The 21,924-nt window shown below is 59.5% G+C and carries 18 protein-coding genes; 9 read left to right on the plus strand and 9 right to left on the minus strand.

Going from position 1 to position 21,924, the window contains the following annotated elements; genetic code table 11:
• Window positions 1-55 precede the first annotated feature (55 nt).
• Window positions 56-2,326: a bifunctional 23S rRNA (guanine(2069)-N(7))-methyltransferase RlmK/23S rRNA (guanine(2445)-N(2))-methyltransferase RlmL gene (rlmKL, locus tag ACYZTR_RS19045; RefSeq protein WP_461973278.1), complete on the minus strand. Its 2,271-nt coding sequence runs from the start codon at window positions 2,324-2,326 to the stop codon at window positions 56-58.
• Between the two features lie 528 nt (window positions 2,327-2,854).
• Between rlmKL and rmf the strand changes: the two genes are divergently transcribed.
• Window positions 2,855-3,070 (plus strand): ribosome modulation factor, encoded by a 216-nt coding sequence (rmf, locus tag ACYZTR_RS19050; RefSeq protein ID WP_003223300.1) that lies wholly within the window; start codon window positions 2,855-2,857, stop codon window positions 3,068-3,070.
• A gap of 283 nt (window positions 3,071-3,353) precedes the next feature.
• Here rmf and ACYZTR_RS19055 read toward each other — a convergent pair whose 3' ends face one another.
• On the minus strand, window positions 3,354-4,385 hold the full coding sequence (locus ACYZTR_RS19055; protein WP_461973283.1) for a quinone-dependent dihydroorotate dehydrogenase: 1,032 nt from the start codon (window positions 4,383-4,385) through the stop codon (window positions 3,354-3,356).
• Window positions 4,386-4,614: 229 nt separating this feature from the next.
• Here ACYZTR_RS19055 and ACYZTR_RS19060 point away from each other — a divergent pair, with 229 nt between their 5' ends.
• The 8 genes from ACYZTR_RS19060 (at window position 4,615) to cobA (ending at window position 16,223) form a co-directional block, all read left to right on the plus strand.
• Window positions 4,615-5,826, plus strand: a complete 1,212-nt coding sequence (locus ACYZTR_RS19060; RefSeq protein WP_461973285.1) for a CmpA/NrtA family ABC transporter substrate-binding protein — start codon at window positions 4,615-4,617, stop codon at window positions 5,824-5,826.
• A gap of 15 nt (window positions 5,827-5,841) precedes the next feature.
• Window positions 5,842-6,417, plus strand: coding sequence for an ANTAR domain-containing response regulator (locus ACYZTR_RS19065; protein WP_008146285.1), 576 nt, complete (start codon window positions 5,842-5,844; stop codon window positions 6,415-6,417).
• 354 nt (window positions 6,418-6,771) lie between these two features.
• On the plus strand, window positions 6,772-7,983 hold the full coding sequence (locus ACYZTR_RS19070; protein WP_461973287.1) for a nitrate/nitrite transporter: 1,212 nt from the start codon (window positions 6,772-6,774) through the stop codon (window positions 7,981-7,983).
• Between the two features lie 7 nt (window positions 7,984-7,990).
• Window positions 7,991-9,658, plus strand: coding sequence for a protein kinase domain-containing protein (locus tag ACYZTR_RS19075; protein ID WP_461973289.1), 1,668 nt, complete (start codon window positions 7,991-7,993; stop codon window positions 9,656-9,658).
• 293 nt (window positions 9,659-9,951) lie between these two features.
• Window positions 9,952-12,420 carry a nitrite reductase large subunit NirB gene (nirB, locus tag ACYZTR_RS19080; RefSeq protein WP_461973291.1) on the plus strand — a complete coding sequence of 823 codons (2,469 nt, stop codon included), beginning with the start codon at window positions 9,952-9,954 and terminating at the stop codon, window positions 12,418-12,420.
• Window positions 12,417-12,734, plus strand: a complete 318-nt coding sequence (nirD, locus tag ACYZTR_RS19085; protein WP_282378730.1) for a nitrite reductase small subunit NirD — start codon at window positions 12,417-12,419, stop codon at window positions 12,732-12,734. The genes nirB and nirD overlap by 4 nt, the downstream gene beginning before the upstream one ends.
• Window positions 12,734-15,448: a nitrate reductase gene (locus tag ACYZTR_RS19090; protein ID WP_461973293.1), complete on the plus strand. Its 2,715-nt coding sequence runs from the start codon at window positions 12,734-12,736 to the stop codon at window positions 15,446-15,448. The genes nirD and ACYZTR_RS19090 overlap by 1 nt, the downstream gene beginning before the upstream one ends.
• Window positions 15,449-15,458: 10 nt before the next feature.
• Window positions 15,459-16,223: a uroporphyrinogen-III C-methyltransferase gene (cobA, locus tag ACYZTR_RS19095; RefSeq protein WP_461973295.1), complete on the plus strand. Its 765-nt coding sequence runs from the start codon at window positions 15,459-15,461 to the stop codon at window positions 16,221-16,223.
• An 85-nt stretch (window positions 16,224-16,308) separates the two neighbouring features.
• On the opposite strand, the gene ACYZTR_RS19100 is transcribed toward cobA, so the two are convergent.
• From ACYZTR_RS19100 to ACYZTR_RS19130, 7 genes are all read right to left on the minus strand, one after another.
• On the minus strand, window positions 16,309-17,343 hold the full coding sequence (locus ACYZTR_RS19100) for an OmpA family protein (protein ID WP_461973297.1): 1,035 nt from the start codon (window positions 17,341-17,343) through the stop codon (window positions 16,309-16,311).
• A 107-nt stretch (window positions 17,344-17,450) separates the two neighbouring features.
• On the minus strand, window positions 17,451-18,041 hold the full coding sequence (sigX, locus tag ACYZTR_RS19105) for an RNA polymerase sigma factor SigX (RefSeq protein ID WP_461973299.1): 591 nt from the start codon (window positions 18,039-18,041) through the stop codon (window positions 17,451-17,453).
• A gap of 86 nt (window positions 18,042-18,127) precedes the next feature.
• Window positions 18,128-18,952 (minus strand): mechanosensitive ion channel family protein, encoded by an 825-nt coding sequence (locus tag ACYZTR_RS19110; protein ID WP_008027407.1) that lies wholly within the window; start codon window positions 18,950-18,952, stop codon window positions 18,128-18,130.
• A 2-nt stretch (window positions 18,953-18,954) separates the two neighbouring features.
• A complete protein-coding gene (locus ACYZTR_RS19115; protein WP_149420190.1) occupies window positions 18,955-19,203 on the minus strand; it encodes a CrfX protein in 249 nt (82 codons plus the stop codon).
• A gap of 63 nt (window positions 19,204-19,266) precedes the next feature.
• Entirely contained in the window at window positions 19,267-20,262 is a 996-nt protein-coding gene (locus tag ACYZTR_RS19120; RefSeq protein ID WP_461973302.1) for a zinc transporter ZntB, read from the minus strand.
• Window positions 20,263-20,300: 38 nt separating this feature from the next.
• Window positions 20,301-20,792, minus strand: coding sequence for a ribonuclease E activity regulator RraA (gene rraA, locus ACYZTR_RS19125; RefSeq protein ID WP_461973304.1), 492 nt, complete (start codon window positions 20,790-20,792; stop codon window positions 20,301-20,303).
• A gap of 137 nt (window positions 20,793-20,929) precedes the next feature.
• Window positions 20,930-21,919, minus strand: a complete 990-nt coding sequence (locus tag ACYZTR_RS19130; protein WP_461973305.1) for an alpha/beta fold hydrolase — start codon at window positions 21,917-21,919, stop codon at window positions 20,930-20,932.
• Between the last annotated feature and the right edge of the window lie 5 nt (window positions 21,920-21,924).

A 21,924-nucleotide genomic window follows, 5' to 3' on the forward strand; every position in this document is an offset into this window, starting at 1 on the left:
AAAGAAGCCAAGAGCCTTTAAAAATCAAGGCTCTGTGGATCCAATACGGGAAGTGTCAACGGGCCGTGATTTTCCAGGCACGGTGGATCTTGCCATTACGGGCGAAATCCGGATCGATGGTCTGGGCGGTGATTTCCTCGACCGCGTAACGCTCGGTGAGGTTTTCCTCGAGCTGGAACTTGCGGAAGTTGTTGGAGAAGTACAACACGCCGCCCGGTGCCAAACGCGCCATGGCCAGATCGATCAATTGCACCTGGTCGCGCTGCACGTCGAAGATCCCTTCCATACGCTTGGAGTTGGAGAAGGTCGGCGGATCGATGAAGATCAGGTCGTACTCGTCACGGCAGGCGTCGAGCCAGGCCATTACATCGCCCTGCTCCAGACGGTTCTTGTCAGAGAAACCGTTCAGCGACAGGTTGCGACGCGCCCAGTCCAGATAGGTTTTCGACAAGTCGACGCTGGTGGTGCTGCGTGCGCCGCCCTTGGCTGCGTGAACACTGGCGGTCGCGGTGTAGCTATACAGGTTGAGGAAGCGCTTACCTTCGGCCTCTTTCTGGATGCGCATGCGCATCGGCCGGTGGTCGAGGAACAACCCGGTGTCGAGGTAATCCGTGAGGTTCACCAGCAGCTTCACGCCACCTTCGTTGACCTCGACGAACTTGCCCTGTGCCGCTTGGCGTTCGTACTGCTTGGTGCCGCTCTGACGCTCGCGACGCTTGACCACCACGCGACTCTTGTCGATGTTCAGGGCCTGCGGAATCGCGGCCAGGGCATCGAACATACGCGCCGAGGCTTTTTCCGGATCGATGGATTTCGGCGCGGCGTATTCCTGAACGTGAACCCAATCCTGATACAGGTCGATGGCCATGGAGTATTCCGGCATGTCGGCATCGTAGACCCGGTAGCAGTCGATGCCTTCACGCTTGACCCACTTGCCGAGGGCCTTGAGATTCTTTTGCAGACGATTGGCGAACATCTGCCCGCCTTCGCTCAAGCGCGGCTGCTCAATCACCACCGGTGCCGGTTTGATCGGGTTGCCGTTCTTGTTGTACTTCTCGTACTTGCCCGGCGCCACATCGTTGTCTGCGACGTCGACTTCGGCTTGCTCTCGCTCGACCTGACGCTGTTCCGGGGTGCGACGTTCGCCAGTGACGAACTGGTCCGGCGTGACTTTGATCAGCAGCAATTTGCACGGCAAGGCGCCGTTCCAGAATGAATACTGTTTGTGGCTGCGGATGCCCATGCGCTTGCCCAGGTCCGGGGCGCCGGTGAATACCGCCGCTTCCCAGTTCAAGCAGGCCTGACGCAGACGTTCGCCGAGGTTCTGGTAGAGATAGAGCAAACTCGCTTCGTCACCCAGACGCTCGCCGTAGGGCGGGTTGCAGATCACCAGACCTTTCTGGTTCTGGTCCGGACGCGGCTCGAACGTCCCGACTTCGCCCTGGTAGATCTTGATCCACTCGCTCAGGCCGGCACGTTCGACGTTGTTGCGGCCCGGTTGAATCAGGCGCGGATCGGCTTCGTAACCGCGAATCCACAGCGGTGGCTTGGCCAGGCCGGCAGCGGCACGGTCGGAGGCTTCTTCGTGCAGTTTTTTCCACAGCGCCGGGACGTGACCGAGCCAGGCGGTGAAGCCCCACTGCTCGCGGCGCAGGTTCGGCGCCATGTCGGCGGCGATCATCGCCGCTTCTACCAGGAACGTACCAACACCGCACATCGGGTCAGCCAGCGCGCCGCCATCGGCCGCAATGCGAGGCCAGCCGGAACGGATCAGGATCGCTGCCGCGAGGTTTTCCTTCAGCGGCGCCGCGCCCTGCTGCAAGCGATAGCCGCGCTGATGCAGGCTGTGGCCCGAGAGGTCGAGGGACAGAATCGCTTCGCCGCGATCCAGGCGCAGGTGAATGCGCAGGTCCGGATTGAGCTTGTCGATGGATGGACGGTCGCCCTGCGGGGTGCGCAATTTGTCGACGATGGCGTCCTTGACCTTCAAGGCGCCGAAGTGGGTGTTGTCGATGCCCGAGCCGTGACCGCTGAACTCGACGGCCAGGGTGCCGTCGTTGAGCATGTGGTCTTGCCACTCGATATCCAGCACGCCGTGATAGAGGTCTTCAGCGTCTTTCATCGGGAAACGCTTGAGCACCAGCAGCACCCGGTTCGCCAGACGCGACCACAGGCACAGGCGGTAAGCGGTTTCCATGGTTGCCATGCCGCGCACGGCAGAGGTGTGCTCACGCGCTTCTTCAAGGCCAAGCCCGACGGCTTCCTCGATGAGCAGGCCTTCAAGGCCTTTTGGGCAAGTGAGGAAGATTTCGAATTGATCGGACATTGGAATTTCAGAGCCTTTGGCTAAGTGAACCGACAACGCATTGCCGGCCCGGTTTTCAATCAGGCACTTTTCTAAAAGAGCGCCCGCGTGGCACGAAGGTGTGCCGTCCCACCCTTGCTGCTCGGGTTAAAAGAGCTTAGATGCAAAGGCAGATAAAAAGTTGATGCAACAAAATGTCATAAGTCGACCCTTCGTCGAATAGTTCCCCTGCTCAACAGGAGGCATTCTCACTTAGGTATTCAATTCATCATGCAGCGCAGGGCCGATCATACCGGGGTTTTGCCAATAAACACGGGACAACATCGTGTTACTTATGGCCATACCACCTTAATAGTTACGTCCTTATGACAAAACGATCATTCCCTCAATGTGACGCATTGGTTAGAACTCAACACAGGTTGACGCCGCAATGACGTCAACACCTTGGCTCGCGACGCCGGCAGCGAGCCCCAACGGCAGGAGTTTTTCTGCCAGACCTCAATTGAGGTCGACGCGATAAATACAGTCAACAAGTGAGGGCAACACCCTATGAGAAGACTTAAGCGTGATCCGTTGGAAAGAGCATTTTTGCGCGGATATCAATATGGCGTTGGTGGCAAATCCCGTGAGCTTTGCCCATTTACTCTACCGTCGGTACGCCAAGCCTGGATTAACGGCTGGCGAGAAGGACGCGGCGACAACTGGGACGGTATGACCGGCACTGCGGGAATCCATAGACTCAACGAACTTCACGCCGTCGGCTAATGACAGGGCTTAACACACTCCGACACGACAATCTGATGACTGAATGACTTAACCACGCACGCCCCATCCGGGCGGCGGGCTCCGGCCCAGGGGCTCCCTCGAGGAGCCCTTTTTTATATCTGCTCCGAATTCTGCGACGAAACCATTGTGGCGAGGGGGCTTGCCCCCGTTCGGCGGCGAAGCCGTCGTAAATCCAGCGAATGGGTTTTATCTGACTCACTGAGTTGGCTGATTTTAGGGCCGCTTCGCAGCCCAACGGGGGCAAGCCCCTCGCCACAGGGATCTACATCAGCCTTCGGCGCAATGCTGCGATGGCGTCTACGGATTCACGAATCAACGACGGGCCCTTATAGATGAAGCCGGAATAGAGCTGCACCAGGCTCGCCCCCGCAGCGATTTTCTCAGCCGCGTGCTTGCCTTCGGTGATACCACCCACGGCGATGATCGGCAAGCGACCGGCCAACTCTGCGGCCAGCATCTTCACGGTGTGGGTGCTCTTTTCGCGAACCGGTGCGCCGGACAGACCGCCCGCCTCGTCGCCGTGCTCCATGCCTTCAACGCCGACGCGGCTCAGGGTGGTGTTGGTGGCGATCACCGCATCCATCCCGGTTTCGATCAGCGCTTGCGCGACCTGAGCGGTTTCTTCGTCGGTCATGTCCGGCGCAATCTTGATCGCCAGTGGGACATGTTTGCCGTGGCGCAGCGCCAGTTCTGCCCGGCGCGTAGCCAGGTCCGCCAACAATTGCTTCAGCGAATCACCGAACTGCAGGCTACGCAGCCCCGGGGTATTCGGCGAGCTGACGTTGACCGTCACGTAGCTGGCGTGGGCGTAGACCTTGTCCAGACAGATCAGGTAGTCGTCGACCGCCCGCTCAACCGGAGTATCGAAGTTTTTGCCGATATTGATGCCCAGCACGCCCTTGTACTTGGCCGCCGCCACGCGAGCCAGCAAGTGATCGACGCCGAGGTTGTTGAACCCCATGCGGTTGATGATCGCCTCGGCTTCCGGCAGACGGAAAATCCGCGGTTTAGGATTGCCCGGTTGCGGACGTGGCGTAATGGTGCCGATTTCGACAAAACCAAAACCCAGTTGGGCAAAACCGTCGATGGCCGCGCCGTTCTTGTCCAAACCGGCCGCCAGACCCACCGGGTTCGGGAAGTCCAGGCCCATGACGGTCACCGGCATCTTCGCCGGTGCCTTGCACAGCAAGCCGTTGAGGCCCAAACGCCCGCCCGCGCCGATCAGGTCCAGAGACAGATCGTGGGAGGTTTCCGGGGAAAGTTTGAACAACAGCTGACGGGCCAGGGTGTACATGGGCGGGTTTGACTCTGGGCTACGAAAAGTGGCGGCGATTATAGCCGGGCATCGAGGTTGCAGGCGAGGCGCGCGACAAAATCAGTGAGCGATGGCATATGCCTTGCACCGTCACTGACATCAGCACTCATGCCAACGGCGGGATGAGTCGAAAGACAAAGGCGTCGTCACTTGGCCTTGCTCTGGCAAGCAGCCCGGTACGGCGCTTTTTTATGGAAGGTGTTTACTGATGATTGAAGTTCCAGCCACCCCTCTGGCCTGGGTCAACGGCAGCGATGCCCCGGAAAAGACCGAAATCAACCTCGGCTTCATGGCCCTCAGCGACTGCGCCTCCGTGGTGGTCGCGGCCACGCAGGGCTTCGCGCAACCTTATGGCCTGACCCTGAACCTCAAGCGCCAGCCGTCCTGGGCCAACCTGCGGGACAAACTGGTCAGTGGCGAACTCGACGCCGCCCACAGCCTGTACGGTTTGATCTATGCCGTGCATTTGGGCATCGGCGGTGTCGCGCCGACCGACATGGCGGTACTCATGGGCCTGAATCAGAATGGCCAGAGCATCAATCTCTCCCATGGCTTACAGGCCTTGGGCGTGACCAGTCCTGAAGCACTCGACCGGCACGTGCACCAAAGTCGCCCAAAACTCACTTTCGCCCAGACATTTCCGACCGGCACTCACGCCATGTGGCTGTATTACTGGCTGGCGAGTCAGGGGATTCATCCGCTGCAGGACGTCAACAGCGTAGTCGTGCCGCCGTCGCAAATGGTCGCGCACCTGCAAGCCGGACGCATCGATGGTTTCTGCGTCGGCGAGCCATGGTCCGCCAGCGCGGTGCAGCAGAACCTGGGGTTCACCCTGGCCACCACCCAGACCCTCTGGCCCGATCATCCGGAAAAAGTCCTCGGTTGCACCCGCGCGTTTGTCGAGCAATACCCCAACACCGCCCGGGCGCTGGTGATGGCGATCCTCGAAGCCAGCCGCTTCATCGAACAAAGCACGGAAAATCGCTGCAGCACCGCGAAGCTGTTGAGTGCGCCCGAATACCTCGACGCGCCACTCGACTGCATCGCGCCGAGGCTGCTCGGTGACTACGCCGATGGCCTCGGCAATCGCTGGCAGGATCCGCACACCCTGCGTTTCCATGCAGACGGCGAGGTCAACCTGCCTTACTTGTCCGACGGCATGTGGTTCATGACCCAGTTCCGCCGCTGGGGTTTGTTGCGCGACGACCCGGACTACCTCGGCGTGGCCCGTCAGGTCCAGCAACTAGACTTGTATCGAGAGGCCGCCACGGCGGTGGGTGTAGCTGCGCCGGCTCAGGAAATGCGCAGAAGCCAATTGATCGACGGCAAGGTCTGGGACGGCTTGGACCCCGCCGGCTATGCCCGCAGCTTCAAGCTGCACGCCATGAGCGACAGCTCACCCCTTCTCGCCAGCCGCTGACAGGAGACTGCGAATATGTTGCGTATCCTGCTGATCAACGACACCGCGAAGAAAGTCGGTCGCCTGAAGGCGGCGCTGACCGAAGCCGGGTTCGAGGTGATCGACGAGTCGGGCCTGACCATCGACCTGCCTGCGCGCGTCGAAACGGTGCGTCCGGATGTGATTTTGATCGATACCGAGTCACCGAGCCGCGATGTGATGGAGCAAGTGGTGCTGGTGAGCCGCGACCAACCGCGGCCGATTGTGATGTTTACCGATGAGCATGACCCCGATGTGATGCGTCAGGCGATCAAGTCCGGGGTCAGTGCCTACATCGTCGAAGGCATCCACGCACAGCGCTTGCAGCCGATTCTTGATGTGGCCATGGCACGTTTTGAAAGCGACCAGGCCCTGCGCGCCCAACTCAACGCCCGCGACCAGCAACTGGCCGAGCGCAAGCGCATCGAGCTGGCCAAAGGGCTGTTGATGAAAATGAAGGACTGCAACGAGGAAGAGGCCTACACCCTGATGCGCCGCCAGGCGATGAGCCGGCAGCAGAAGCTGATTCAGGTGGCGGAGCAGATCATCGCGATGAGCGAGTTGCTCGGCTGAAGTGTGGTGGCGCCCGTGAGAACGCCTTCGTCGGAACGCCGCCCGGAGCCGGCTCGCTCCCACAGTTGATTTATATACGACGCAAATCCCCTGTGGGAGCGAGCCTGCTCGCGAATGGCTGCAACTCGGTCCCCGACTGTTGGCACAGATCTCGCTAGGTAATCACCACAGGTAACCAACGGCGGTTGCCCCACCTACGACAAAGACGTCGCTCACCTCATTTGCCCATGGCGAATCCGGTGGCGGCGTTTTTTTGTTTTGCCCCAGAGACCGGGGCCGGTGGTGCGGCCGATGCGGCGCCCCACCTGCAAGCTCATGACTCTTTCTCGAGACTATTAACAGCTGAGGTGCGCGATGAATTCAAGCTTCTGGAAATCTGGCCATACCCCGACATTGTTCGCGGCCTTCCTCTACTTCGACCTGAGCTTCATGGTTTGGTACGTGCTCGGCCCACTGGCCGTGCAAATCGCCGCCGACCTGCACCTGACCACCCAACAGCGCGGGCTGGTGGTGGCCACGCCGATTCTGGCCGGGGCCGTGCTGCGCTTTGTGATGGGCTTGCTGGCTGATCGCCTGTCGCCGAAAACCGCCGGGCTGATTGGCCAGGTGATCGTCATCTGCGCCCTGTTCGTCGCTTGGAAACACGGCATTCACAGCTACGAGCAAGCGCTGCTGCTGGGCCTGTTCCTCGGCATGGCCGGCGCGTCCTTCGCCGTCGCCCTGCCGCTGGCGTCGCAATGGTATCCGCCACAACACCAAGGCAAAGCCCTGGGCATCGCCGGTGCCGGCAACTCGGGCACCGTGCTCGCTGCACTGATCGCCCCGGTGCTGGCCGCTGCATTTGGCTGGAGCAACGTGTTCGGCTTCGCCCTGATCCCGCTGATTCTGACCATCATCGTCTTCGCCTGGCTGGCCAAAAACGCGCCTGAGCGGCCAAAAGCCAAGTCCATGTCCGACTACTTCAAGGCCTTGGGTGACCGCGACAGCTGGTGGTTCATGTTTTTCTACAGCGTGACCTTCGGCGGCTTCATTGGCCTGGCCAGCGCTCTGCCCGGCTATTTCAACGACCAATATGGCCTCAGCCCGGTGACCGCCGGCTATTACACCGCAGCCTGCGTGTTCGGCGGCAGTTTGATGCGTCCGTTGGGTGGCGCTCTGGCCGACCGTTTCGGTGGCATTCGCACCCTCCTGGGGATGTACACGGTGGCGGCGATCTGCATCGCAGCGGTGGGTTTCAATCTGCCGAGTTCCTACGCTGCACTGGCACTTTTCGTCTGCACCATGCTCGGTTTGGGTGCAGGTAACGGCGCTGTTTTCCAATTGGTACCGCAGCGTTTTCGTCGGGAGATCGGTGTGATGACCGGTTTGATCGGTATGGCCGGCGGGATCGGTGGGTTTGCACTGGCAGCGGGCATGGGCGCGATCAAGCAAAGCACCGGCAGCTATCAACTGGCCTTGTGGTTGTTTGCCAGCCTCGGCGTACTCGCCTGGTTCGGCCTGCACGGTGTAAAACGTCGCTGGAGAACCACGTGGGGTTCGGCCGCCGTGACGGCCGCACGGGTCTGAAGCCCCAATGAGCCTGCAACTGAGTTTTGCCGAAGCCAGCGCCATCGGCCCTCGCGAGGAAAATCAGGACGCTCTGCGCCTGGTGACCCCGGCCCCGGCGCTGGCAGCGAGCAAGGGTTACCTCTTCGCCATCGCCGATGGCGTCAGCCAGTGCGCCGACGGCGGCCTCGCCGCCCGCTCGACGTTGCAGGCCCTGGCGCTGGATTACTACGCCACACCGGAAACCTGGGGCGTCGCTCAAGCGCTGGATCGCCTGCTACTGGCGCAAAATCGCTGGCTACAGGCCAATGGCGGTGGGCAACCGCTGCTGACCACTGTCAGTGCTTTGGTCATGCGCGGTAGGCGTTTTACCCTGGCCCATGTCGGCGATTGCCGGGTTTATCGCTGGCACGCCGATCAGTTGCAGCGGGTCAGCGAGGATCACGTCTGGGATCAACCGGGCATGCAGCATGTGCTCAAGCGGGCGCTCGGGCTCGATCAGCATTTGGTGCTGGATTTTCTCGATGGCGAACTGCGCCTTAATGAGAGCTTCGTGTTGCTCAGCGACGGCATCTGGGCCGTGCTGGGCGACACGGCCATTGCCGCGATTCTGCGCGATCAGCCGGATCTGAACAGCGCTGCGCAGACCTTGGTCAACGCGGCGCACCTTGCCGGCAGCCAGGATAACGCCAGCGCTTTGCTGGTGCGGGTCGATGCCCTCGGTGAAACGAGTATCGGCGATGCGTTGATTCATTTGCAGCAATGGCCGCTGCCGCCAGCACTGAAACCGGGTCAACCATTCGAGGGCTGGCAAGTCGAAGGCATACTCGCTCAGAGCCAGCAGTCGTTGCTCTATCGGGTACGCGACGGGCAACAGCAACCCTGGCTGCTGAAAACCTTGCCCGGCGCTCTGCGCGACGATCACTTGGCCGGACAGGCGTTGCTGTCGGAGGAATGGTTTCTCAAACGCGTGGCCGGCCGGCATTTCCCGGAAGTCCATGCCGCCAGTCTGCGTCAGCATTTGTACTACGTGATGCGCGAATATTCCGGATCTACGTTGGCTGCGTTGCACGCAGATGTCGGACCGCTACCTTTGCCGCAATGGCAGGATCTGGCCGAACGTCTGCTGCGAGCCGTTGGCATGCTGCATCGACGGCAGATTCTCCATCGCGACATTAAACCGGAAAACCTGCTGCTGGGGGACGACGGCGAATTACGCCTACTGGACTTCGGCCTCGCCTACTGCCCCGGCCTGTCCGAAGATCAGCCTTCTGCCCTGCCCGGAACGCCCAGCTATATCGCGCCGGAAGCCTTTCGCGGGGAAACACCGACACCGCAACAGGACCTGTATGCCGTCGGCGTGACCTTGTACTTCCTGCTCACCGGGCATTATCCCTACGGCGAAATCGAAGCCTTCCAACGCCCGCGGTTTGGAATTCCTGTCAGCGCCAATCGCTATCGACCCGACCTGCCGGAATGGATCGCGCAAAGTCTGGAGCGCGCCGTGACGGTGGATCCGGGTCAACGATTTGAAACGGCGGAAGAATGGTTGTTGCTGCTGGAACAGGGTGAGCGACACAGTTTGAGCGTGCGACCCAGGCCGTTGCTTGAGCGCGAGCCATTGAAGGTCTGGCGGACTTTGGCGCTGGTGTCATTGCTGATGAATCTGGTGCTGCTGGTTGTGGCGCTCCATTAACGGGCAAGGCGCTTTGATTCGGTGCAATAAATCACACCCTTCGCTTTGAGACCGCGACCAAACCCAACAAACTCGGGGCTCTGAGGAACTTGGCACAACCACTGCATTACCTCTCTCATCAACTATAAAGCCCAGCCTTCAACGACGAAGGATGCGCTTCCCGAGAGAACGGGACCAGGACAAAGGCGTCCTCGCTAGGCAACTAGCGGGACGCCTTTTTTTGTTTGCGCAAAATGTGTCGAGCAAGACCTGAAAGCCCTGATGAGGCGGGTCTGAGCTCCCCGGAGAACCTGATGAAAAAACTAAAACTGGTGATGATCGGCAACGGCATGGCCGGGGTTCGTACCCTGGAAGAGCTGCTCAAGCTGAGCAATGAGCTGTACGACATCACGGTCTTCGGCGCCGAACCCCATACCAACTACAACCGCATCCTGCTGTCGCCCGTGCTGGCCGGTGAACAGTCCTTTGAAGACATCGTGCTGAACGATCTGGACTGGTACCTGGACAACAACATCAAGCTGATGTTGAACCGCAAAGTGGTGGAGATCGATCGGGTCAAACGCCGGGTCGTCGCCGAAGACGGCAGCGAGGCCGAATACGATCGCCTGCTGATCGCCACCGGCTCGACCCCGTTCATCCTGCCGATCCCCGGTAACACCTTGCACGGTGTGATCGGCTACCGCGACATCGCCGATACCCAGGCAATGATCGACACCGCGAAAACCCACAAGCACGCCGTTGTGATCGGTGGCGGCCTGCTCGGCCTGGAAGCCGCCAACGGCCTGATGCTGCGCGGCATGCACGTCACCGTCGTGCACATCGGCGAATGGTTGCTGGAACGGCAACTGGACAAAACCAGCGGCCAGTTACTGCAAACCGCCCTGGAAGCGCGCGGCCTGCACTTTCGTCTTTGCGAGCAAACCCAAGCCCTGCACGATGCCGGCAATGGCCGGGTCGGGTCGGTTGAGTTCAAGAATGGCGACATCATTCCCGCCGACCTGGTGGTAATGGCTGCCGGCATTCGCCCCAACACCGAACTCGCGGAAAAATCCGGCATCCCTTGCAACCGCGGAATTCTGGTCAACGACACCCTGCAAACCTACGACCCACGCATCTACGCCATCGGCGAATGCGCCAGCCACCGCGGCATCGCCTACGGCCTGGTGGCGCCGCTGTTCGAACAGGCCAAGGTCTGCGCCAACCACCTCGCCCAACTGGGCTTCGCCACCTACAAGGGCTCGGTGACGTCGACCAAATTAAAAGTCACCGGCATCGACCTGTTCTCCGCCGGCGACTTCATGGGCGGTGAAGGCACCGAAACCATCACCCTCTCCGACCCGATCGGCGGGGTCTACAAAAAATTGGTGATCAAGGATGACGTGCTGGTCGGGGCCTGTCTGTACGGCGATACGGCAGACGGTGGCTGGTATTTCCGGCAGATCCGTGAGAATCACGACATCGCGCAGATCCGCGATCACTTGATGTTCGGCGGCTCTTCATCCATGGAGCTGGCTTTAGGCGACGTAGGACATCAAGGCCAGGACAAAGCCATGAGCATGGCCGACACCGCCGAAGTCTGCGGCTGCAACGGCGTGTGCAAAGGCACCATCGTCAAGGCGATTCAGGAACACGGATTGTTCAGCGTCGACGACGTCAAGAAACACACCAAGGCGGCCAGCTCCTGCGGTTCCTGCGCAGGGCTGGTGGAACAGATTCTGATCAACACCGTGGGCGGCGCGGCGGACGTTAAACCGAAAAGCGAAAAAGCCATCTGCGGTTGCAGCGACCTGAACCACGGGCACATTCGCCAGGCCATCCGCGAGCAGCATTTGCTGACCATCGCTGGCACCCTGAGCTATCTGAACTGGCGCACCCCGAACGGCTGCGCCACGTGCCGCCCGGCGCTCAACTATTACCTGATTTCCACTTGGCCCGGCGAAGCCAAGGACGACCCGCAATCGCGCCTGATCAACGAACGGGCCCACGCCAACATTCAGAAAGACGGCACTTACTCTGTAGTCCCACGGATGTGGGGCGGTGTGACCAATCCCTCGGAACTGCGGCGCATTGCCGACGTAGCCGACAAATACAACGTGCCAATGGTCAAGGTTACCGGTGGCCAGCGTATCGATTTGCTGGGGATCAAAAAGCACGACCTGCCGGGCGTCTGGAAGGATCTCGACATGCCGTCCGGCCACGCCTACGGCAAATCCATCCGCACCGTGAAGACTTGCGTCGGCAGTGAGTTCTGCCGCTTTGGCACCCAGAATTCCACGCAATTGGGCATCGAGCTTGAGCACGACCTGTTCAACATGTGGTCGCCGCACAAAGTGAAGCTGGCCGTCTCCGGTTGCCCACGCAACTGTTCGGAAGCAGGTATCAAGGACGTCGGAATTATCGGCGTGGATTCCGGCTGGGAGATGTACATCGGCGGCAACGGAGGGATCAAAACCGAAGTCGCGGAATTCTTCGTCAAGCTCAAGACTGCCGAAGAAGTGCGCGAGTACAACGGCGCCTTCCTGCAGCTCTATCGCGAAGAAGCCTTCTACCTCGAACGCACCGTGCATTACCTGCAACGGGTCGGCATGGAGCACATCAAGAAAGCCGTGCTGGAAGACCCGGAGCGGCGCAAGGCGCTCAACGATCGCCTGCAATTCTCCCTGTCGTTCGAACAGGATCCGTGGAAGGAACGCCTGGAGCAGCCGCTGCTGAAAAAAGAATTCGACGTCATCTCGGTGAAGAATCTGGAGGTGCCGGCATGAACTGGCTGGATATCTGCGCACTGGAAGAAATCAATGCCCTCGGCTCGCGGATCATCGCGGGGCCGACAGGTGACATCGCGATTTTTCGTACAAGCGACGATGAGGTTTTCGCACTCGACGACCGCTGCCCGCACAAGGGCGGCCCGCTGTCCCAGGGTTTGATCTACGGCAAACGGGTCGCCTGCCCGCTGCATAATTGGCAGATCGATCTGGAAACCGGCGAAGCACAGGCTCCGGACATCGGTTGCGCTCACCACCATTGCGCACGGGTCGAAAATGGCCGGGTGCTGCTGGCTCTGCGGGAAGCAAGCTGATGAACAGCCAGATCACCGCTTCCACCTGCTGCTACTGCGGGGTCGGCTGCGGCGTGCTGATCGAGCATGACGGCGAGCGCATTCTCGGCGTCAGCGGCGATCCGGCCCACCCGGCCAACTTCGGCAAACTGTGCAGCAAAGGATCGACCCTGCACCTGACCGGTGACCTGACGGCTCGGGCGCTATACCCCGAACTGCGCCTCGGCAAAGGCTTGGCCCGCAGCCGCACCGATTGGGACACCGCCCTCGATCACGCCGCCAGCGTTTTTGCCGAGACCATCGCCGAACACGGCCCGGACAGCGTGGCGTTCTACATCTCCGGGCAATTGCTGACCGAGGATTACTACGCGTTCAACAAACTGGCACGAGCGCTGGTGGGCACCAACAACATCGACAGCAATTCGCGCCTGTGCATGTCTTCGGCAGTGGTCGGCTACAAGCGCAGTCTGGGTGCCGACGCACCGCCGTGCAACTACGAAGACTTGGAGCTGAGCGATTGCGTGATGATCGTCGGCAGTAACATGGCCTACGCCCACCCGATACTTTTCCGTCGACTGGAGGAAGCTAAATCCCGTCGGCCGCAGATGAAAGTCATCGTCATCGACCCGCGTCGTACCGACACCTGCGATTTGGCTGACCTGCACCTGGCCCTTCTGCCGGGTACCGATGTCGCGTTGTTCCATGGGATTTTGCACCTGCTGTTGTGGGAAGACTGGGTCGACCGCGACTTCATCAAGGCCCACACCGAAGGCTTGGCCGAACTGAAAAACCTGGTGCGCGATTACACGCCGCAGATGGTTTCGCAGCTCTGTGGAATCAGCGTCGGGCAACTGCAGCAATGCGCCAAATGGGTCGGCACCTCGAAGAGTTTTCTATCGCTGTGGTGCATGGGGCTTAACCAGTCCACCGCTGGCAGCGCAAAGAACAGTGCACTGATCAACCTGCACCTGGCCACTGGGCAAATCGGCCGCGCCGGTGCAGGACCTTTCTCACTGACCGGTCAGCCGAATGCCATGGGGGGACGGGAAACCGGCAGTTTGTCGAACCTGCTGCCAGGTCATCGCGAAGCCGCCAATGCTGAACATCGCGCGGAAGTGGCCGCCTATTGGGGCGTTGAACAACTTCCCGAGAACACCGGATTAACCGCCATTGAACTGTTCGAGCAGGTGCGTAGCGGGAAAATCAAGGCGCTGTGGATCGCATGCACCAACCCCGCGCAGTCAATGCCGGATCAAACCGCCGTGCGCGCGGCACTGCAAGCCTGCCCGTTCGTGGTGTTGCAAGAAGCTTTCCGCACCACCGAAACCGCAGCGTTCGCTGACCTGTTACTGCCGGCCGCCAGTTGGGGTGAAAAGGACGGCACGGTGACGAACTCCGAGCGGCGCATTTCCCACGTCCGTCGAGCCATCGTCGCACCGGGCGAAGCCCGCTCCGACTGGGAGATCACCGTAGATTTCGCACAACGCCTGGAAAAAAATCTGCGTCCGGGGCAAACCAGCCTGTTTACCTTTGAAACGCCGGCACAAATCTTCGATGAGTACAAACAACTGACCCGCGGGCGTGATCTGGACTTGTCCGGCATCAGTCACGAGGTGATCGACCGCCTCGGCCCTCAGCAATGGCCCTTCCCCACGGGCGCCAGTGAAGGCACGGCTCGGCTGTACCTGGACGGGATTTTCCCGACTGCCAGTGGACGTGCGCAATTCGTGGCCGACCCGTATCGCGCCGCCAAGGAACAACGCGACGCACGCTTCCCGCTGACCCTGATCACCGGCCGCCTGCGGGATCAATGGCACGGCATGAGCCGCACTGGCACAGCCGCGCAGTTATTCGGCCACGTCAGCGAAGCACTGTTGAGTTTGCACCCGGATGAACTGCGTCGGCATCGGCTGCAATCGGGCGACCTGGTCAGCCTGAAAAGTCGCCGTGGCGCGGTGATTGTCGCCGTCGGCAGCGACGCCAGCGTGCGCCCGGGCCAGGCCTTTCTGCCGATGCATTGGGGTGACCGCTTCCTCAAGGGTGGCGTAAATGCGCTCACCCAACCGGCTTTCGACCCGTTGTCGAAACAACCCGAACTCAAGCACAGCGGCGTGCGCCTCGAACCTGTGCAACTGCCGTGGAACCTATTCGCCCTGATAGAGGGCAATGTTCAACAGCATTTTGAGACGCTACGACCGCTCTGTGAGGCGTTTTCCTACATCAGCCTCAGCTTGGCCGGCCGTGAACGTCCCGCGCTGCTGATACGCGCTGCCAGCGCCAGCGCGCCAGATCCACAATTGCTGCGTGATATCGATCATTGCCTGGGGCTCAACGACGGCCCGGTTTTGGCTTACGACGACCCACGACGCTCCATCGGCAAACGCGTGCGGATCGAGAACGGTCGGATCACCGCGATTCGTCTGGCCGGCGAAACCCTCGCCCAACACTGGCTGCAAAGTCTGTGGCTCGAGGGTCGCGCCGATGAACAACTGCGGCGCTGGCTGCTGGCACCGCTGAGCGCACCACCGGGCGCCAATACACCGGCCGTCGGTAACAAAATCCTGTGCAACTGCAAAAACGTCAGCCAGAGCGCGGTCTGCGCAGGCATTAGTCGCGGCCTGGATCTGCAGGGTTTGAAACAAGAATTGGGCTGCGGCACGCAATGCGGCTCCTGCGTCCCGGAAATCAAGCGTTTGCTGGCCGCCACTGCGCAGCCGGTCGCCGTCATCTCGTGAGGAAAACACTATGAGCGCAAAAGTCTGGCTGGTGGGTGCAGGCCCGGGGGATCCGGAATTGTTGACCCTCAAGGCAGTGCGAGCGTTGAGAGAGGCGGATGTGGTGCTGATTGATGACCTGGTCAACGGCGCGGTGCTGGAGCATTGCCCGCAGGCGCGGATCATTCCCGTGGGCAAGCGCGGCGGGTGTCGCTCTACGCCTCAGGCGTTCATTCATCGCCTGATGCTGCGTTATACCCGCCACGGTAAATGCGTGGTGCGGTTAAAGGGCGGTGATCCGTGCATTTTCGGCCGTGGCGGTGAAGAGGCACAGTGGCTGCGTGAACGCGGTGTCGAGGTTGAGCTGGTCAACGGCATCACAGCCGGGCTTGCCGGCGCTACGCAATGCGATATTCCCTTGACCCTGCGGGGCGTCGCGCGTGGCGTGACGCTGGTCACCGCCCACACTCAGGATGGCAGCAGTTTGAACTGGCAAGCCCTGGCGCAAGGTGGCACGACGCTGGTGGTGTATATGGGTGTCGCAAAACTGAGCGAGATTCGTGAGCAACTGCTGGCCGGTGGAATGGCGGCGGATACACCGGTGGCGATGATTGAAAATGCTTCCCTGCCACACCAACGGGAATGTCGGAGCGATCTGACAGCGATGGAAGAAGATGCCTACGCCTTTGAGTTGAAGAGTCCGGCAATCCTGGTTATCGGCGCGGTCGTGGCCTGTACAGAAGTATCCCTGTCGACAGCTGATTTCCCCGCGAATGCAGTCAATCAGTCAGCCTGACCCTCCCTGCTTCAACCTTGCCCTCACCAAATCGTAGACAAAGAAAAGCCCGGCCTAAGCCGGGCTTTTCAGAGCTGCGAGCTAATTACTTAGCGTTAGCTTCAACCTGCGCTTCTACGCGACGGTTTACAGCTTGGCCAGCTTTAGTAGCGTTGTCCGCAACTGGGCGGGATTCGCCGTAGCCAACAGACTGAACGCGGGTCGATTCAACACCGTACTGGTTGGTCAGAACTTGCTTAACGGCGTTTGCACGACGCTCGGACAGTTTCTGGTTGTAAGCGTCAGGACCGACGGAGTCAGTGTGACCTTCAACAGTAGTGCTGGTGGATGGGTACTGCTTCATGAAGTCAGCGAGGTTTTTGATGTCGCCGTAGCTGTTAGGCTTGACTACCGACTTGTCGAAGTCGAATTTCACGTCCAGCTCAACACGAACAACTTCAGCAACTGCTGGGCAGCCATCAGCGTCAACAGTTACGTTGGCTGGGGTGTCCGGGCACTTGTCAACGTTGTCGCACACGCCATCGTTGTCGCTGTCGGAGCAGACTTCAGCTGGTGCTGGAACTGGAGCAGCAGCAGGCTTGGAGCCGCCACCGAAGTTCACACCGATACCGACGCTTGGAGCCCACTCGGTGTCGCCCTGGTCAATGTTGTACTGAGCTTCAACGCCAGCACGGGCGTAGAAGTTCTCGGTGAAGTACAACTTGGCACCGCCGCCAACGTTGGCGAAGGTGGAACGGTCACGACCGCCGGAGCCGTTCTGACCGATGCTCTGATCGGAGAAGCCAGCCGATACGTACGGACGCAACATGTCGCCCGGGTTGTTGAAGTGGTACAGAGCGTCCAGAGCGGTGTTAGCGCCCTTGATGTTACGACCGTCGTCGGAACGCACGTTGTGCACTTCGTCGTAAGCCAGACGCAGTTCAACGTCGTCGGTCAGGAAGTAACCAACCGAACCACCGAACAGGTTGCCGTTGTTCTTGAAGTTACGAGCGCTGTCGAATTGTTCTTTCTTTGCGAAGCCTTCGATTTCAACTGCGCCTTGGCCTTGTGCCAGAGCGCCGAAAGAAGTGGCGGCAATCAAAGAACCAATGGCCAAGCCCAAGGTGTTTTTCAGTTTCATCCGTTAAATCCCCATCTGGTGATTGTGAAGCAGTCCCGCAAACCGGGGGACAACTCGGCGGCAAGTCTATCAGAACTTGCCTACACGTAAGAGATATTTGCGCCGAACTAAGTTTCAGCAATGCCTGCAAATTTCTCACGCAATTTATCTAGAGCACGTTTGTATCGCATTTTTGTCGCACTCAAACCCATGTGCATGATGTCTGCGATCTCCTGAAACTCCAGCTCTGCGACAAATCGTAGCACCAGAATTTCACGGTCAATCGGGTTCACATACACCAACCAGCGATCAAGTCCACCCGCTTCCTCAGGTTTCGGCGTCTTTTCTTCAGACGCTTCCTCGAGGGGGTCCAGACTCAAAGCATCCATCAAGCGACGCTTTCGCCGTTCTTTCCGATACTGCGTGATGCATTCGTTGTACGTGATGCTGTATAGCCACGTCTTGAACTTCGATTTACCTTCGAAGTTCTTCAGGCCATACAGCACCTTCAACATCACTTCCTGACAGACATCGTCTGCGTCACGATCGTTCCCAAGATATCGCGCACAGACGTTAAATAATGTTCGCTGGTAACGCCGCATCAGTTCTTCATAGGCGCGCGTTACGTGAAACAGCTCGGTATGCGAGCGCGCGACCAACTCCTCATCAGAGAGCTCGCGGGGGTCGTAGCGCGTGGACAGCGATTGAGCTTTATTCAAAACAAGTCGGGCCGACAGTCAGGTCAATGTCCGCCGCGCCCTTTCAGGGCACTTTGCGGCGGCATACATTAGCAGGGTTTGCCGGATTAGCGGCTACTCACATGCTGCTCCAGGAGAATCCGATTGGAGAGAGAGACTAGCTCACCCTCATCGGTCAGCAATGTGGTTTTAACCGTGCCGATCTCTTCGATCTGACCTTCGACCTCGCCAACACGCACTTGTTGCCCAACCTGATATAACTCACGCACATAGATTCCCGCAAGAATCTGACCGGCAATTTCCCGGCTTCCCAACCCCATGGCCAGCGCAACCGCCAGACCAACGGTAATCAATACGATCACAATCACATGGTTGAGCAGGTCAGTCTTGACCTCCAACTGGCTGATTGCGACCGAAATACTGATGATAATCACCAGGCCCTGGGCAATTCGCCCCAGACCCGCAGCGTAATCCAGCCCTACGCCCTCTGCCGCCCCACGTACCAGCCCATTGGCCAGTTGCGCGAGCAGGACACCCACCAGCAGCACCAGCGCGGCGCCGAATACTTTCGGCAAATACAGCGCAAGCATGTCAAGCGTAGCCGAAACTCGCTCAAGTCCAAGGGATTCTGCGGCAGAAACCAGAAAAATCAGCAGCACGAACCAATAGACGATCTTGCCGATCAATGTCGAGATCGGCACTTGAAGGCCGGCCCGGGACAGCAATTTAGTCAGACCGGTGCCACCCATCAGGCGATCAAGTCCCAGCTTGGCGAGCAACTTGGACAACAAAGTATCCAAAAGTTTCGCCACGACGAAACCCAACAGCAGCACAACCAGTGCGCCGAACAGGTTCGGGATGAAATTCGCAACCTTGGTCCATAACGCAGTCATTGCAGTGACGAGGCTCTGAGTCCAGAGATCAAGTTCCATATTCAATCAGCCTTATCAGCAGTGCGAACGGTAGATTTACGGTGGCGGGATACCGGCGAGACGTGGGCCGAGCCGTTGTTGAGGGCAATCATCAGCGCGGGCAGCCAACGGCCCAGCAGACTGAACAGATCACCGGCGCCGACCTGACGGTTGGCGGTTTTCAGTACACGCCCCAGGCACGCATCGTCGTCCCGGGTAGACGGTGATGCCTTGAGCATGTCACGCAAAGACTGTTCAAACGGATCGTGCATACGCACCTCTCGTGATGTCTGTGAAAGACGCGATCAAATTTGGTCGGGTCACATGACTCACCATCAGACCCAGCGCAAACGTCGGAATAACCACCACTGCCCCAGTGCCACCGAGACCATCATCAGGCAGGCAATCGGGAAGCCATAAGGGCTTGCGGAGAACGGAATCCCGCCGACGTTGATACCCAAGAGACCTGCCAGAAAACTCATCGGCAAGAAGATCCCGGTGATGATCCCGAAGCGGTACATCGTGCGGTTCATGCGCACGCTCAAACGTCTATCTTCGGCCTCTAGGACCAACCCCACCCGCTCTCGGGTCAATTCAAGCTCCTCGAGATACCGGGTCAGGCTATTGTTCAATTCGTTCCAGTAATCGCCATCGTCTTCGACGAACCAGGGCAGTTTTATCCGTGTCAGCTGATCGAAAATATCCCGCTGCGGCGCAAGAAAACGTTTCAGCGCGGCAGCCCTGCGACGGATCTGCAAAACGGCTCCGTGCTCGGGTGTATACCGTTCGTCGGTATCCAGTTTTTCTTCTTCCTCATCGACCACTTCCGAGAGGCAACTGACCAGATCCTGCACCTTGTTGGTCAGGTATTGCGCCATATAAAGGATGAGTTCTGACGCAGTTTTCGGTCCTTTACCTTCGGAGAGCTGCACCAGCAACTCATCGGTGGCGCGCAACGGACGCAAACGCAGAGAAATAACCCGCTGGGCCGACGCAAAAATCCGTACTGAGACCATGTCTTCCGGCTCGGCGCCCGGGTTCAGATTGACTCCACGCAAAAATAGCAGCAGTTCGCTGTCCGAAAGCTGTACAAGACGCGGCCGGGTGTTTTCTTCAAGCAACAGGTCACAGCTGAATTCACTCAGACCGCTGGATTTGCGCAGCCAGGTCTGGGTTTGTGGGTGACTTCGATCCCAGTGCAGCCACAGGCTTTCATGGGCCAGCAGCTGCAAGTCATCGAGTTCAGTCCGGGCTATCGAACGCGCACCGCCTTTACCGTCCAGTACCAGGGCATGCACCAGGCCCCACTGCGCGTTTTCTTCCTCGAACATCCTTACCCCTAGTCTTGAAACAAAAAGCCAGCAGTGCTTTATTCAGGCATCTCAAGCGGGCTCGGCGAAATGATCACGCCGTTGTTGTCCGCATAGATGTAGTGCCCTGGATGGAAGGTCACGCCAGCAAAGGTCACGGCCACGTTGAGATCACCGATACCGCGCTTGTCGGTTTTCATCGGGTGACTGGCCAGGGCCTGAACCCCCAGATCGGTTTGCGCGATGACGTCGACGTCGCGGATACAACCGTAGACCACCAGCCCTTCCCAACCGTTTTTCGCGGCTTTCTCGGCCAGCATGTCGCCCAGCAGCGCGCGGCGCAGGGAACCGCCGCCGTCGACCACCAGCACCTTGCCATTACCTTTGAGCTCGACCTGCTCCTTGACCAACGAGTTGTCTTCGAAGCACTTGATGGTCACGATTTCGCCGCCGAAGGAATCTCGACCGCCGAAATTGCTGAACATCGGTTCAAGCACCTGCACCAGTTCCGGATAGGCGTCGCACAGGTCAGGCGTGAGGTAATGGTTCATCGAGAAACTCCTGTAAAGAGGAAGACAACACGAACATCACTGATAGCTCAGCAACCGAAAATGACCAGAACAGCTCAATGCGTCGTATCTTAGCCGCAAGCCGAACGGAGCGAAATGCCCTTGTTAGAGCATCAGGCTCAGACCGTCCTGGCCAGATCCGGTTTTTCACCCAGCAATGGCGTCTGCTGATCTACCAACCAGCGCGCCACCAACGGCCAGACTTCAGTCTGGGCGGCTTTGCTGACGAGCATTTCCACATGACCGAAATTTTCGCCAAAGCCCTGGTCGCGACCCAGGTTGATAAATTGCTTCTGCTCGGAACCGAGCTGATCGAACAGTTTGCGACAGGCCCAGGTCGGGTCCTGATGGTCGCCCACTGCGCTCACGGCCAATACCGGCAAACGAACCTCGGCCAATCCGGCCCACCAATCCTTGTCGGCATCACCAAAGCGCCCGAACAGGCCATACCAGCGCATGCTTTCCAGGGCCAGGCCAATCGGCTCGTCCTCCGGGCCGCGCTTAAGCCGTGAACCGGACAACTGGGCAAAGCGTTTAAGAATGAAGCGCCCGCTCCACTCCACCGGCGGAATCTTCAACGGCCAATAGGTGCGACTGACTTGCGTACCAAAAAACGCCGCGGAAGCCACGACCGGCTCGCCGATGTACTCGCCACCCAGCGCCGCCGCCAGCGTAATCCCGCCCAGTGAATGACCGATCCAGTGCGGGACCTGGCCGCTCTGCTCACGCACGAACGCGCCAATGGCCGGCAGATCGTAACGCGCGTAGTCGGCGACGCGGTTCTTGCGGTAGTTCTGGTTGCGCTGGGACAGGCCATGGCCGCGCATTTCCGCAATCCATACGTCGAATCCCAGGCGCGCCAGATAGGCGCCCAGACCGAGGCCTTTTGGCGAAAACCAGAACCGGCGATTGGAAAAGCTGCCGTGCAACAGGATTACCGGCACGCCACGCACCGCCGGCTCGTCGGCCATGCCGAGACGTGTCACAGCCAGTTCGACGGTGCCATCAGGGCTGTTGCCGGGTTTCAGACGATAGACGTCTTCGCTCAGATCGCCGCGCCGCTCGGCGCTGATCAGGGCGACAGGAAATAGGTTGCTGCTGCTTTGCATAATGC

The organism is Pseudomonas sp. Hz4, assembly GCF_054898165.1.

Bases quoted from the DNA above. Each gene is read 5' to 3' on its own strand.
- rlmKL (WP_461973278.1), bottom strand. From the start codon at position 2,326: ATGTCCGATCAATTCGAAATCTTCCTCACTTGCCCAAAAGGCCTTGAA.
- rmf (WP_003223300.1), top strand. From the start codon at position 2,855: ATGAGAAGACTTAAGCGTGATCCGTTGGAAAGAGCATTTTTGCGCGGA.
- ACYZTR_RS19055 (WP_461973283.1), bottom strand. From the start codon at position 4,385: ATGTACACCCTGGCCCGTCAGCTGTTGTTCAAACTTTCCCCGGAAACC.
- ACYZTR_RS19060 (WP_461973285.1), top strand. From the start codon at position 4,615: ATGATTGAAGTTCCAGCCACCCCTCTGGCCTGGGTCAACGGCAGCGAT.
- ACYZTR_RS19065 (WP_008146285.1), top strand. From the start codon at position 5,842: ATGTTGCGTATCCTGCTGATCAACGACACCGCGAAGAAAGTCGGTCGC.
- ACYZTR_RS19070 (WP_461973287.1), top strand. From the start codon at position 6,772: ATGAATTCAAGCTTCTGGAAATCTGGCCATACCCCGACATTGTTCGCG.
- ACYZTR_RS19075 (WP_461973289.1), top strand. From the start codon at position 7,991: ATGAGCCTGCAACTGAGTTTTGCCGAAGCCAGCGCCATCGGCCCTCGC.
- nirB (WP_461973291.1), top strand. From the start codon at position 9,952: ATGAAAAAACTAAAACTGGTGATGATCGGCAACGGCATGGCCGGGGTT.
- nirD (WP_282378730.1), top strand. From the start codon at position 12,417: ATGAACTGGCTGGATATCTGCGCACTGGAAGAAATCAATGCCCTCGGC.
- ACYZTR_RS19090 (WP_461973293.1), top strand. From the start codon at position 12,734: ATGAACAGCCAGATCACCGCTTCCACCTGCTGCTACTGCGGGGTCGGC.
- cobA (WP_461973295.1), top strand. From the start codon at position 15,459: ATGAGCGCAAAAGTCTGGCTGGTGGGTGCAGGCCCGGGGGATCCGGAA.
- ACYZTR_RS19100 (WP_461973297.1), bottom strand. From the start codon at position 17,343: ATGAAACTGAAAAACACCTTGGGCTTGGCCATTGGTTCTTTGATTGCC.
- ACYZTR_RS19110 (WP_008027407.1), bottom strand. From the start codon at position 18,952: ATGGAACTTGATCTCTGGACTCAGAGCCTCGTCACTGCAATGACTGCG.
- ACYZTR_RS19115 (WP_149420190.1), bottom strand. From the start codon at position 19,203: ATGCACGATCCGTTTGAACAGTCTTTGCGTGACATGCTCAAGGCATCA.
- ACYZTR_RS19120 (WP_461973302.1), bottom strand. From the start codon at position 20,262: ATGTTCGAGGAAGAAAACGCGCAGTGGGGCCTGGTGCATGCCCTGGTA.
- rraA (WP_461973304.1), bottom strand. From the start codon at position 20,792: ATGAACCATTACCTCACGCCTGACCTGTGCGACGCCTATCCGGAACTG.
- ACYZTR_RS19130 (WP_461973305.1), bottom strand. From the start codon at position 21,919: ATGCAAAGCAGCAGCAACCTATTTCCTGTCGCCCTGATCAGCGCCGAG.